Genomic DNA, 13,445 nt, shown 5'->3' on the forward strand with positions numbered 1-13,445 from the left:
AAGTGAGTCAAGAGTTGTTACACCTTCTGGCTCCCTGCAAGGTTAATTTGATATTGAGGGTTGTAGGGAAGAGGTCGGATGGGTATCATGAATTGATAACCTGGATGCAGAAGCTCGATCTCTATGACGAGATCGATTTAGGTGTAGTGTCGAAGCCGGGTATTTCCTTTTTTTGTGATGACCCCAGGCTGCCGACAGATAAATCGAATCTTGCATTTAAGGCTGCAGCAGCATTTTTTGCTGCAAGCAGGCGAGCAGTTGGTAAAGGTGTTGAGATTCGATTGTCAAAAAAAATCCCAGCTGCGGCAGGACTTGGCGGAGGAAGCAGTGATGCCGGTACGGTACTCCTGGGATTAAACCGGATATTTGATAATGAGTTCAGCGAGAATCAGTTGGTAAAGCTCGCGACACCGCTCGGAGCGGATGTTCCTTTTTTTGCTGTAGAGCACAGTGGAGTTTTAGCTACGGGAATCGGCGAAAAAATGCAACCAGTGAAACCCGTGGACAATTGCACATTTATTCTGATTAACCCTGGTTTTGATGTCTCTACAAAGTGGGTATTCGAAACTTTTGCGTTGACAAGCAGTATCGAAGGTTCTATGATGTCTCGTTTTCGAAAACACGAAGTCAACACCTTGTCACTTGATGACATGGCTAATGACTTGGAGCTGGTTACCAGCAAGAAATTTTCGGAAATTGAGCAAATGAAAAAACAGTTGCTCGAAGCCGGTGCATCTCAGGCGATGATGTCAGGGAGTGGGCCGACAGTGTTCGGGATTTTTCCAGATACTAAATCTGAACAGGTAGCTGTACAAGACGTGGCTGAAGAGCTTCGTCAGCAATATAAAGATAACGTTTTTGTTGCTCGATCATGCATTGGGGCGTAGCCAAGCGGTTAAGGCACCGGGTTTTGATCCCGGCATTCGGAGGTTCGATCCCTCCCGCCCCAGCCATTTTCCCTGCAACTGACTTTGTCGCAATATCTATATAGTTGAGTCATGCCAAAAGCACTGAAGGTTGTCACCGGTAACGCCCATCCAACACTGGCTCAGGAAATTTGTGAGCACCTGGGTACCTCTATCACCGAATCTGATGTACGAAAGTTTAGTGATGGAGAGATTTTTGTTGAGATTAAAGAGAACGTCCGTGGAGCGGATGTTTTTGTTGTTCAGCCGACATGCAGTCCGGTTAATGACAATCTGATGGAGTTAGTGATAATGGTTGATGCACTTCGTCGTGCATCTGCTAGAAGAATCACTGCTGTTGTTCCGTATTACGGATATGCCCGCCAGGACAGAAAGAATGCTCCTCGAGTGCCAATCACTGCAAAAGTTGTTGCAGAGATGTTTATGGCAGTTGGTGTGCGTCGAGTTCTCTGTATGGACCTTCATGCAGGTCAGATTCAGGGGTTTTTCAATATACCCGTAGATCATCTGTATGCGGCGCCTGTTGTGCTTGATTACATCAAAGATCAGTTTGAAGACGTGATTATGGTCTCACCTGATGCTGGTGGAGTTGAGCGGACCCGGGCTTTTGCCAAGCGTATGAACTGTGGACTCGCTATTATTGATAAGCGAAGAGACCGTCCTAATGAATGTGAGGCAATGCATGTTATTGGTGATGTGAAGGGGAAGACCGCGATCCTGATGGATGATATGGTTGACACTGCCGGCACATTATGTAACGGAGCAGCTACGCTGTTGGCTAACGGTGCAAGAGAAGTACATGCCTGTTGCAGTCACCCGGTTCTTTCCGGCCCTGCAGTAGAAAGGATTACTAAGTCAGATCTGAAATCACTTGTTGTAACAAATTCTATCCCGTTGCGTCCAGAGGCGCAGGCTTGCGACAAGATTAAAGTGCTTTCTGTTTCAGCATTACTGGCTGATGCTATCCGAAGAATACATAACGAAGATTCTGTCAGCTCGCTTTTCATATAGCTGTCGAGAATGTACTGATAGATTAATACGATATATTATTATACACACGCTCGGGCGCTCGTTAAACCTATGCAGTGGTTGACGTAAAGCGAACGAAGGAGGAATTATGCTTCAGGTAGAAATATCCGCTTCTGTGAGAGAGACATCCGGAAAAGGGGCTATGAGACGTCTTCGCAGCGAGGGGATAACTCCTGCTGTTGTTTACGGTGCTGGTGCTGATGCTCTTGCTCTTCAGATGGAGACCAAGACCCTGACAGCCACGCTTCTTAAGATTGTACGACGCAACGCAGTTGTTAGTCTGAAGATTGATGAGAATACTGAGAAAAGCGTTGTTGTTAAAGAAATTCAGACCGATCCAATTACCGATGCTCTGGTTCACGCTGACTTCTGTGAGATTGATCTTGAGAAAGCAAAGCTCTTTAATGTGCCGATAAAATTGACAGGTACATCCAAAGGTGTTGACCTTGGTGGTTTTCTTGAATTTGCAAAGAAAGAAGTAGAGCTCAAAGGTAAGCCTCTCGATATCCCTAATGAGGTAACTCTTGACATCACCGCACTTAATATTGGTGATTCACTTACGTTTTCCGCTATTGCTGTACCTGCTGGTGTAGAGGTTATGGACAAGGCTGATAAGACCTGTGTTGCGGTGAACAAGTAAAAGAGCTGATTAGCATATAGCAGGTCGTCGTTGATATCTTAAAATATCGACGGCTCCCTGAGTAGAACCTTACGAACAATGAATCCGGAAAGAGCAATCTTTCCGGATTTTTTGTATTGATTGTCATACTAACGTTGTCCGACAGGCCTATGTCACTACCGGAATATCTTATCGTCGGTCTGGGTAATCCCGGGTCAAAATATACAGATACGCGTCATAATGTGGGGTTCATTGCTGTTGATGAACTTGCCAGGCGTTGGAAAGAGAGTCTGAGTACAGAAAAATGGAACGCTCTGTCGTGCCGGATGGTGCAGTGGGATTGCCGGTTGACACTCATTAAACCTGTTACCTTCATGAATTTGAGTGGCAGGGCAGTGGCCGAATACGCAAAATTTTACAAGATCCCTGTGCAGAATATCATTGTTGTTCATGATGACCTTGACATGCACCCCGGCAGGTTAAAACTTGTAAGAGGTGGTGGTGCTGGCGGACATAATGGTATTAAGTCTATTACACAGTCGCTGGGCAGCAATGAGTTCTTTCGCCTGAAGATCGGTATAGGTCGTCCAGGAAAAGGCGATGTCCACGCAGATTTTCCGGTTGAAAAATACGTACTCTCAGTTATGTCGGCTGAGGAAGCTTCTCTCCTGGAAGATCGTATTGCGAGTATTGAAGAAGGAATCCGGATGTTTATAAATGATGGACCTGCCAAGGCCATGAGCATTATAAATAGTATTAAGTAATAGTGGAATACTCAGGATAGTTCTGGGGTTACACCATCTGTATGGCTTTTTGCGTAAAAATAAGGGCATGATTGTGCTAGATATGGTATAGTACAGATCGTTTTGAATAATTGCAACCGGTATTAAGGCGTAGTTGCCGGTGTCAAAATATACCTGGTTCGTTATCAGTTGAGGATTTGAAACCAGGTTCTCATCTGATTGTCACGTAGAAATTAATCCGCGTGCAGGAGTTAAAACTCCTTTCTTGTGTTTAATGTGGTTTTCCCATGAAGGAGACAGTAGTGTTTGCTGAAGGTGATATGGCGGTTTATCCGGCCCATGGCGTTGGTGTTATTAAATCTATTGAAACTCAATCTGTTGCTGGTGTCGATCACAGCTTTTACGTGTTGGAGATACTTGAGAACGGGATGACAATAATGATTCCGACAGCAAGCAGCGAGAATGTTGGACTTAGAGCTATTGTCAACACCAAGCAGGTTGACGAAGTGATTGGAATCCTTGAAGACAGGACAACCGAGCTCGGTACTCAGACCTGGAACAGGCGGTATCGTGATTATATGGAGAAAATCAAGACAGGCTCTGTTCATGAGGTTGCTGAGGTTCTTCGTGACTTGTTCCTGCTTAGTGTCGATAAAGATCTCTCCTACGGTGAGAAGAAAATGCTCGATACTGCCAAAAGTCTTCTCGTGAAAGAGTTGTCACTTGCTCAGAAGATCGAAGAGGATTCAGTTTCAAAACGTATCGATACCATTTTCGCCTGAATATAATACCCCACAGGGTTCTCTCCTGATTTTTCATTTTTTTGTCGTTTAGCTAATTGGATATGGATAATTCAGTAATTGAGGATCAGATGGAACAGCCCTGTGGAGATATGATTCAAATCCGAATCGATATTGCACAGGCTGGGGTTAGACTGGATCATTTGCTTGTCCAGCACCTCCCTGATACTTCCCGATCACGTATAACATCATCAATTAAAGACGGACTGATATTGGTTGATGGTGCCCAGAAAAAGGCAAGTTATAAACTGAAAGTCGGTGAGTCGGTTGCCGGATCGCTATTTGAACTTCCTCCGCTCGAAGTTTTACCTGAAGAAATCAGGTTTCCAATTCTGTTTGAGGATTCTTCTCTCATTATTCTTTCTAAGCCGCCTGGGTTGGTTGTTCATCCCGGTAGTGGCAACAGTAGCGGGACATTGGTCAACGGCCTGGTACATTATTGCGAGTCAATCGCTGGAGTTGGTGATGTAATCCGTCCCGGAATTGTTCATCGACTCGACAAAGATACTTCTGGTCTGATGGTTGTCGCCAAAAATGATTCAGTTCATAGTAAACTCGTTGATATTTTTAAAGCCAGAGAAATAACTAAAGAATATCTTGCTATTGTGCATGGTGTAATGAATAGACCATCCGGCAGAATTGTTGCACCCATTGGCCGTCACACAGTGAATAGGCAGAAGATGGCAGTGAGAGAGGGGACTGGAAGGTACGCTGCAAGCAATTGGCGTGTTATTGAGGAATATGGTGAGTCTTTTAGTAAAATCGGGGTAAAGATAGAGACTGGAAGAACACACCAGATCCGGGTCCACATGGCTCACTTGAAACATCCGGTTGCCGGTGATACTCTTTATGGCCCTGGACGCAATAATAAACGCTTTCCTCGTCAGATGCTCCATGCCTGGAAACTTACTTTCAATCATCCTGTAACTTCTGAAAAGCTTTCGTTTACTGCTCCTGTCTGGGATGACATGGGTGAGATATTAAACCAGCTTGAAACCGATTTTTCCTGAATCACACACTATTAATTCGATGAATATAGCTATTACCGGTAACGTTGGTTCAGGGAAAAGTGGAGTAGCAGCTATCCTTGCCGGCATCATGCAAATTGAGGCAATAGATACTGATGCTATTTGCAGAGATCTTTTACTGCAATCTCAGCCGGGGTGGATTAAGGTCAGGCAGTGCTGGCCTCAATTTTTCCTGGATGAGGTGCTTGACAGAACTCTGTTGCGTGAGGCTGTTTTCTCTGATCCGGCTATTAGGCAAGGGCTTGAAGATATATTGCATCCGCTTGTTCGTGATATAGTTTTGAAATGCATACAGGAAGCAAAGAAGAAAAAACATTCCCTTCTTGTGGAGGTGCCATTACTGTTTGAGGTTGGCTGGAGTGGAGATTTTGACCACGTTATAGCCGTGTACACGGATAGAGATATCTGTATTGACCGGACAGTTTTAAGAGACAACGTTCCCCGCAAACAGGCGGAGTCAATACTTGGTCTCCAAATGTCAGCTGAAGAGAAGGCAGATTATGCCGATAGTGTTATAAATAATTCAGGAATTTGGGCCGCCACTGTTTTTCAGGCAGCTCATTTAGGCTGTCGTCTACAAGAGGTTGGTTTAGATTAAAAAAGGCTTCCTGTTTCTCCTTTAAAAAGCTTGACAGTAAAGGGGAGAGCACGTATAAGAAAAGGAGTGGTTAGAGAGATAAATCCTGCCTCTTGATGAGTCTTTTGTTTATTCAGGCACACATTCCAGCTTATCAGAACACCCTCTCTCAGGTAGGTGTATTTCAACGTTACATAATCCTCGTAATTAAAACTGATTCTTAGTGAATCATGTCAAATATTCCACTCTATTGCTGATCTTAAAAACAATTTTAACAATAACTATTTTTTTTGAATAATTTGCCCACAAGGCCTAGCTGATATCAACTTGCCTCAGCCAGTAGTTTGATTGTTCCATACACATGATTGTATATGTCAATGGGACTCTACTACCTGCTTATGCTGGATGGTCTGCTAAGCAAGCGAATTGAAAAATGATCCTGCCAATAGTTCCCAAAGGAGATACCAATTAATGAATCTGGCGGAATTGAAACTGATGAAAATTGGCGAGCTTGTAAAGCTTGCACGTGAATACAAAGTAGACGGCTTTAGCTCCATGCGGAAGCAGGAGCTGATATTTGCCTTGCTTCAGGCTCAGGCCGACAAAGATGGAAAGATGCGAGGCTCCGGCGTACTTGAGATTTTACCTGACGGTTTTGGTTTCTTAAGGGCTCCTGACTATAACTACTTGCCGGGTCCGGATGACATCTATGTCTCTCCATCGCAAATACGTCGACTGAACCTACGTACCGGTGATGTTGTTGACGGGCTTGTACGCGCTCCGAAAGAGGGTGAGAGATATTTCGCTTTACTCAAAGTGGAAAGTGTTAACTTTGATCCTCCTGAGGCAGCCAAACAGAAAACCCTGTTCGGTAACCTTACACCTCTTCATCCCAATGAAAAGTTCCTGATAGAATGGCAGCCTGACAACTATTCTACCCGTGTAATGGACATGTTTGCTCCAATTGGCAAAGGGCAACGTGGCCTTATTGTGGCACCGCCACGAACAGGTAAAACTGTCCTGATGCAGAAAATTGCAAACTCGATTGTAAGGAACCACAAAGAGGTCTATCTTATCGTTCTTCTTATCGATGAACGACCTGAAGAGGTTACAGAGATGTCGCGTTCAGTAAAAGCGGCAGAGGTTGTAAGTTCAACGTTTGATGAGCCACCTCAACGACATATTCAGGTTGCCGAGATGGTTATCGAAAAGGCAAAGCGTCTGGTTGAGCATAAAAAGGATGTTGTTATTCTGCTTGATAGTATTACTCGACTTGCCCGCGCCTATAACACGGTGACACCTGCAAGTGGAAAAATACTTTCCGGTGGTGTGGAGGCAAATGCGCTTCACAGGCCGAAGAGATTTTTCGGTGCAGCACGAAATATCGAAGAAGGCGGCAGTCTGACAATTCTTGCCACTGCGTTGATTGAAACCGGTAGCCGGATGGATGAGGTTATCTTTGAGGAATTCAAAGGTACTGGTAACATGGAGCTTATTCTTGACCGCAAGATGGCTGATAAGCGCATTTTCCCTGCTATCGATATTAAGCGTTCAGGAACCAGGAAGGAAGATCTTCTGTTAAAACCTGAGACTTTGAATCGTATCTGGATTCTACGAAAATTGCTTAATTCAATGAATCCTGCAGACTGTATGGATTTCCTGGTTGATAAACTCAAGCATCAGAAAAGCAACAAAGATTTTCTTGAGTCCATGAACGGCTGATACCTGCCTGTATTGGGTAAAAAGAATAGTTGACGTAGATGTAGAGCCTGAATAATGTGATTTAGGTTGTAAAAAAGAATTGCCTCGTTATAATGCACACCTTGTGTCTTTAATTTGACGGCTTATACTGTAATTTGAACACCACATTCGTAGATGTGTTGGAGGAATAGGAAATCATGAGAAACGATATACATCCGGATTATAAAAATATAAAAGCTAGTTGTGCTTGTGGCGCAGAATTCGAGATTGGATCTGTTAATGAAGAGATCAAAGTAGAGATCTGTTCTGCATGCCATCCGTTTTTTACCGGAAAACAAAAGCTTATTGATACCGCTGGTAGAATTGAGAAATACAAACAGCGTTATGCAAAACACTTTGAAGAGAAGAAGGAAGCATAAGTTTCATTCTTCTTTCTGATCGTTCAACAGATCGATCGATATCAACAGTGTTGTTTAGTAGGTCCACAGTGATGTAAAATCATGGCTGTGGACTTTTTTCTTTCACCTTAAGTCTCTCAGATAGATACTCATGTTTGGCAAGTTTGAAGAACTGCAGGAAAAGTTGTCCGAGCTCGAAGGCCGGATGTCAGATCCCGAACTGGTTAGCAACCAGAAAGAGTATCAGGCAGTCGTCAGGGAGCACTCTCATCTTAGTAAGCTGAATGCACTCTATGAAGAGTACAAACAGGTTAGGGAAGACATCGTCGAAAATAAGGCGTTGGTTAAAGATGAGGATGAAGATCCTGAATTGAAAGATCTTGCACGTGCTGAGTTGGAAGAACTCGCTGAGCGGGAAATACAACTTGATAGCGCCATAAAAGTTTTGTTACTGCCCAAAGATCCCAACGATGATAAAAACACGTTCCTTGAAATCAGAGCTGGTACTGGCGGTGACGAAGCTGCACTGTTTGTAGCAGATCTATTCAGGATGTATTGTCGGTACGCTGAGTCCCAAAGCTGGAAAGTTGAGGTAATGTCATCCAACCCGCTCGGTATTGGTGGTTTCAAAGAAATGATCGCCCTGATCAGTGGAGAGCAGGTTTATTCGAAACTGAAATATGAAAGTGGTGTTCATCGAGTTCAGAGAGTACCGGAGACTGAGACCCAGGGCAGGATTCATACATCTGCAGTAACTGTCGCAATATTACCTGAAGCCGAAGAGGTTGAATTTGAAATCGATATGAACGAATTAAAATTCGACGTATATCGATCTTCAGGACCGGGTGGTCAGAGTGTAAATACCACCGATTCAGCTGTGCGCATTACTCATCTTCCAACCGGTTTGGTTGTTACCTGTCAGGACGAAAAGTCCCAGCACAAGAACAAGGCGAAAGCTCTTACTGTACTGCGTGCCAGGTTGTTTGATCAGAAGCAGCAGGAACAGCATGATAAAATATCTCAGGATAGGAAAAATCAGATTGGTTCAGGTGATAGATCTGAGCGAATTCGTACCTATAACTTCCCTCAGGGGCGTCTGACAGACCACCGTATTAACCTTACTTTATACAAGCTTGAATCAATAATGAATGGAAAACTTGAAGAAGTTATCTATCCGCTTGTTGCTGAAGATCAGGCTAAGAAGTTAAAGAAACTCCAGTAATCTCTTCACAGGAATTCATCCTGAATTACTTCTATTTCCGGAATGCAAATAGCTGAACTTGTACAACTCGGGATATCTGAGCTAACTGCTGCAGGTATCCCCGACTGCGCAAGCGATGTATATCTTCTTCTCGGCCACAGTTTTGGCATGAGTAGGACCCAACTACTGCTTGGTCATGCAGAAGACGTTTCCTGTGATCAGAAGAAAGCTTTTCTGACATTGCTTGAAAGGCGTAAAAAGCGTGAGCCTGTCGCCTACATCCTCGGTGAGCAGGAATTCTGGTCAAAGTCTTTTCTCGTTAACAGGTCGGTATTAATCCCGCGACCTGAAACGGAATTTATGCTTGAGACTGTCTTTAAGGACCTTAAGCGAACACCTCTCCCTGAAAATAGCACTATTGTAGATCTCTGTTGCGGCAGCGGTGTTATTGCCATTATACTTGCCCTTGAATTGAAACGGAAAGTGATAGGTATTGATCTGTCTGCCGATGCCCTTGAAGTGGCGCGGAAGAACTGTACGCGAAATGAAACAGGTACTAATGTGGTTCTTGTACAATCAGATCTGTTTGAAAATGTATCGCTTGAAGCAGGCACCTCGCTGGTTGTGTCAAATCCTCCATATGTGAGCACGCATTCTGTATTGAATGAGGTAGAGCCTGAGGTTGGGTTGTATGAACCGAAAATGGCACTGGATGGTGGAGAAAAGGGGCTTGATATTATTGAGAGGATTAGACTACAGCTCCCACATGTTCTGATGCCGGGTGGCAGAATTTTCATGGAGATCGGTTATGATCAGGGGGAAAACGTGGCGGAGCTGTTCCGAAAGCCTGTTTACGGGCTAAGAGATTTTAGAAATGTCGAAATCCACAAGGACTATGCAGGGCGGGACCGGGTGCTGCAAGCCGTGATTTCTTAGATTTTAAAGGGTAACAGGACAATGGAAAAACTCATAATCGAAGGTGGAAAGTCGCTTAACGGCGAAGTGCGGATAAGTGGAGCCAAGAATGCCGCTTTACCACTCATATGCGCAACTCTTCTTACCCCAGGAAAACATATACTAAGAAATGTCCCGGATTTGCGGGATACCAGAACTATGCTTCGGTTGCTGGAGAACCTCGGAGTCCGGCACGCACGTAAGGATGATGTGTTAACCATTGACTCTTCAGATCTGAATGGCTCCGAAGCATCATATGACCTGGTTAAGACAATGCGGGCATCAGTGCTCGTTCTCGGTCCGTTGGTAGCCCGACTGGGTAAGGCGAGGGTATCATTGCCGGGAGGATGTGCAATTGGAGCACGGCCAATAAACTTTCATATAACAGGGCTCGAATTACTCGGTGTAAAATGTCACCTTGAAGGCGGCTATGTGGATGCAGCCATCGATGGCAGAATGCAGGGTAATGTCATTTACTTTGATATGCCTTCAGTGACCGGAACAGAAAATCTTTTGATGGCGGCAGTTCAGGCAGAAGGTACGACAGTGCTGAAAAATGCAGCACGTGAACCTGAAGTTGGCAATCTGGTTGATATGCTCAATGGTATGGGGGCACGTATTGAAGGTAAAGGAACTGATCGTTTGACGATAGAAGGGGTCGAGAGTCTTCAACCTGCAGATTGTGCAATTATTCCGGATCGAATAGAAGCAGGTACGTATCTTATTGCTATAGCAGCTACAGGCGGTGAGGGGACTGTCACTCATTGTAATCCTTCTCATTTACCTGCGCTTCTCGAAAAATTACGGGCTACCGGTCTTAAAATTGAAGAAACTGACAGCACTGTTACTGTACGTCAGCCAAATGGAAATGGGCAAAGTGGACCATTAAAGGGAACGGATATAAAAACCTTACCGTACCCTGGATATCCGACAGATTTGCAGGCGCAGTTTATGGCGCTTATGACACTTAGTTCTGGTGTCAGTGTGATCAATGAGACCATTTTTGAGAATCGCTTTATGCATGTTGCTGAATTACAGCGACTTGGAGCGGAAATACAGGTTGACGGTCACACAGCTGTTGTTAAAGGTGCTGCAATGGATGGATTGAGTGGTGCAAGAGTTATGGCCACCGATTTACGCGCCAGTTCCTCATTGGTTATTGCAGGCCTTGCAGCAAGCGGACGGACCGAAATATCCAGGATATACCATCTTGAGCGAGGATACGAAAATCTTGTAGACAAGCTAACAGCGCTTGGAGCTACAGTCTGGAAAGAGCAGGATTAGTTTTTTATTAGATCCACCTGTCAGGTAATTCGTAAAGCCGGTTGCAAATAGTGAGTATTTGTAATCGGCTTTTTTTGTTTTGGCTGCAGTCAGCTATATCTTGGAATTGTATTCACCCCCCCGAAAGGTCTAACTCAAAAGACCCGTTAAGTACAATGCCTGCAAGTGCAGTTTTTTGAAGTTTTATTGCAATACAAAATACTCTATCAACAGGAAAAACGTTTCGGAACCTTGGATGTTTTCACTGTTTTTGCCATAATGACAGTAGCATGCTTCAAACAGGCCCAAGCAATTTTCTCATCCCCCCTAACCATAGAGAAAAAACATGCGAATACTTGTCCTGGAAGATTCGAAATTACTCAAGGAACTCTTCAAGGCGCGTCTGGAGCGGGAAGGGCACGAAGTAACCGTTGTCGATAATGGACATCAGGGGTTTATCCTGGCTACATCCTATCCATATGATGTGGTCGTCAGTGATGTTCAGATGCCGCATTGGGATGGATTTAAGTTCATTGATGCAATGCAGGTTGTTTGTCCAAGAATTCCGATAATCATTGTCACATCACTGAGTGTTGATCCTGAGATCATGGCTAAAGTGGCCCGTTTCACTAATGTCATTGAATTGCTGGCAAAGCCTCTGGATTTTAAAAAATTCTTTTCATTGCTAGAAAATCTCACAGTTCAGACTCATGATAATGTAAATAAAAAGGCTCGTATAGTCTGTACACTTGGGCCGGCAAGTAACAATCGTGAAGTTATAGGAAAAATGGTTCTTGCAGGTATGGATGTTGCTCGTCTGAATTTTTCTCATGGGACCTATAAAGAACACGAAGCAACATTGAATGCTGTAAGAGATGCAGAGAGGGAGTGGGGGAAACCTATTGCAGTATTACAGGATCTATGTGGTCCGAAAATACGCACCGGAACGATGAAAGACGGAGAGGTCGAACTTGAAGAGGGAAGACAGATAATTATTCAGGCAGAACCAATTGAAGGGAATTTTGAGAGGATTTCCTGCGCAATTCCTCAAATATTACAAGATCTACGAAAAGGGGATCCTGTACTTCTCGATGACGGCCTGCTTGAATTACGCGTGGCAGAGGAAGGCGAATGTGATGTTGTATGTGATGTTATTGTTGGTGGAATTCTCAAATCGAATAAAGGCATGAATCTTCCTGCCACAACATTATCGCTTCCATCTGTGACAGAAAAAGATTGGAGAGATCTCGACTGGGCGCTTGACCATTCTGTCGATTATGTTGCTTTATCTTTTGTGCGCAGTGCCGAAGAAGTTATCGCGGTAAAGAAGTATATCAGCAATGCCGGGAAGCAGGATTTGCGTCTGGTTGCAAAAATTGAAAAGCCTGAAGCGGTAAAGAATATACACGAAATTATAGAAGTGTCAGATGCTATCATGATAGCTCGCGGTGACATGGGTGTTGAATTACCCGCAGCACGAGTGCCTCGGATTCAGCAGGAAATCATCCGACTCTGCTGGCGAATGAATACACCTGTAATTACGGCAACGCAAATGCTCGATTCAATGACTACACACTCAAGGCCAACTCGGGCTGAAGTTACAGATGTGAGTATGGCAATACGTGAAGGAACTGATGCGGTTATGCTCTCTCAGGAGACTGCAACAGGTGTGGACCCGGTAAATGTAATCCGAACCATGGCCTCAATAATTTGGGAGGAAGAACAATATACTGATCTTAGTGGTGAACAGTACAAACAACTCAAAGATGACGCGGCTGAAAACCCGGTTATTACCGCTGTTGCGGGTCTGTCTGATACGGCAGCTGTTATATTGCTTGATCTCGAAGGAAATCTTTTTCCTTTAGTTTCAAAATGGAACAGGAAAATCCCATCACTATTGGTAACTGGTTCAGAGTTGATCGCAAGACGAGCAAGTCTTTACTACAATATAGTTCCCTTGATAATCAGAGAGGACTATTGTCACGAAGAAATCATCCAGAAAGCGATGAGCATTGCTCTGGAGTGGGGATATATTAAGGAAGGAGATGCAATTGCTGTGGTGGAAGGAATGCGTGAGACACGCAACAACCTTCTACAGATCAGCGCTTTGCAGATTCTTAAAGTTCCTTTGTCATGATTGTATGATTTTCGTGTAACTATTCAGTCAAGACCTCATACGAACCCTTTTCTGTAGGCCGTAAATGTT

At 44.2% G+C, this 13,445-nt stretch carries 13 protein-coding genes and 1 tRNA gene; all 14 read left to right on the forward strand.

Annotated elements, in window-relative coordinates:
- Positions 1 to 2: 2 nt before the first annotated feature.
- The 14 genes from ispE (at position 3) to pyk (ending at position 13,376) form a co-directional block, all read left to right on the forward strand.
- On the forward strand, positions 3 to 887 hold the full coding sequence (ispE, locus tag FCL46_RS05735; protein WP_136805420.1) for a 4-(cytidine 5'-diphospho)-2-C-methyl-D-erythritol kinase: 885 nt from the start codon (positions 3 to 5) through the stop codon (positions 885 to 887).
- Positions 878 to 953 (forward strand) — tRNA-Gln (locus FCL46_RS05740). Before ispE ends, FCL46_RS05740 begins: the two co-directional genes overlap by 10 nt.
- 45 nt (positions 954 to 998) lie before the next feature.
- Positions 999 to 1,937 carry a ribose-phosphate pyrophosphokinase gene (locus tag FCL46_RS05745; protein ID WP_136805421.1) on the forward strand — a complete coding sequence of 313 codons (939 nt, stop codon included), beginning with the start codon at positions 999 to 1,001 and terminating at the stop codon, positions 1,935 to 1,937.
- 106 nt (positions 1,938 to 2,043) lie between these two features.
- The gene (locus FCL46_RS05750) at positions 2,044 to 2,595 is read left to right on the forward strand and encodes a 50S ribosomal protein L25 (RefSeq protein WP_136805422.1); all 552 of its coding nucleotides are present in this window, start codon (positions 2,044 to 2,046) and stop codon (positions 2,593 to 2,595) included.
- A 149-nt stretch (positions 2,596 to 2,744) separates the two neighbouring features.
- Positions 2,745 to 3,338: an aminoacyl-tRNA hydrolase gene (gene pth / locus FCL46_RS05755; protein WP_136805423.1), complete on the forward strand. Its 594-nt coding sequence runs from the start codon at positions 2,745 to 2,747 to the stop codon at positions 3,336 to 3,338.
- A 266-nt stretch (positions 3,339 to 3,604) separates the two neighbouring features.
- Positions 3,605 to 4,099, forward strand: a complete 495-nt coding sequence (locus tag FCL46_RS05760) for a CarD family transcriptional regulator (protein ID WP_136805424.1) — start codon at positions 3,605 to 3,607, stop codon at positions 4,097 to 4,099.
- 62 nt (positions 4,100 to 4,161) lie between these two features.
- Positions 4,162 to 5,127 (forward strand): RluA family pseudouridine synthase, encoded by a 966-nt coding sequence (locus FCL46_RS05765; RefSeq protein WP_136805425.1) that lies wholly within the window; start codon positions 4,162 to 4,164, stop codon positions 5,125 to 5,127.
- A complete protein-coding gene (gene coaE / locus FCL46_RS05770) occupies positions 5,108 to 5,743 on the forward strand; it encodes a dephospho-CoA kinase (protein ID WP_136805426.1) in 636 nt (211 codons plus the stop codon). Before FCL46_RS05765 ends, coaE begins: the two co-directional genes overlap by 20 nt.
- Before the next feature lie 450 nt (positions 5,744 to 6,193).
- Entirely contained in the window at positions 6,194 to 7,444 is a 1,251-nt protein-coding gene (gene rho, locus FCL46_RS05775) for a transcription termination factor Rho (protein ID WP_136805427.1), read from the forward strand.
- A gap of 176 nt (positions 7,445 to 7,620) precedes the next feature.
- On the forward strand, positions 7,621 to 7,842 hold the full coding sequence (rpmE, locus tag FCL46_RS05780; protein WP_136805428.1) for a 50S ribosomal protein L31: 222 nt from the start codon (positions 7,621 to 7,623) through the stop codon (positions 7,840 to 7,842).
- A gap of 130 nt (positions 7,843 to 7,972) precedes the next feature.
- On the forward strand, positions 7,973 to 9,043 hold the full coding sequence (gene prfA / locus FCL46_RS05785) for a peptide chain release factor 1 (RefSeq protein ID WP_136805429.1): 1,071 nt from the start codon (positions 7,973 to 7,975) through the stop codon (positions 9,041 to 9,043).
- Positions 9,044 to 9,085: 42 nt separating this feature from the next.
- Entirely contained in the window at positions 9,086 to 9,958 is an 873-nt protein-coding gene (gene prmC / locus FCL46_RS05790; RefSeq protein ID WP_136805430.1) for a peptide chain release factor N(5)-glutamine methyltransferase, read from the forward strand.
- A 21-nt stretch (positions 9,959 to 9,979) separates the two neighbouring features.
- On the forward strand, positions 9,980 to 11,260 hold the full coding sequence (gene murA / locus FCL46_RS05795; protein ID WP_136805431.1) for a UDP-N-acetylglucosamine 1-carboxyvinyltransferase: 1,281 nt from the start codon (positions 9,980 to 9,982) through the stop codon (positions 11,258 to 11,260).
- Positions 11,261 to 11,585: 325 nt separating this feature from the next.
- Positions 11,586 to 13,376 carry a pyruvate kinase gene (pyk, locus tag FCL46_RS05800; RefSeq protein WP_136805432.1) on the forward strand — a complete coding sequence of 597 codons (1,791 nt, stop codon included), beginning with the start codon at positions 11,586 to 11,588 and terminating at the stop codon, positions 13,374 to 13,376.
- Positions 13,377 to 13,445 lie beyond the last annotated feature (69 nt).

It is taken from the genome of Desulfosediminicola flagellatus (genome assembly GCF_005116655.2).
In the GTDB taxonomy this organism is placed as follows: Bacteria; Desulfobacterota; Desulfobulbia; order Desulfobulbales; family Desulfocapsaceae; genus Desulfopila; species Desulfopila flagellata.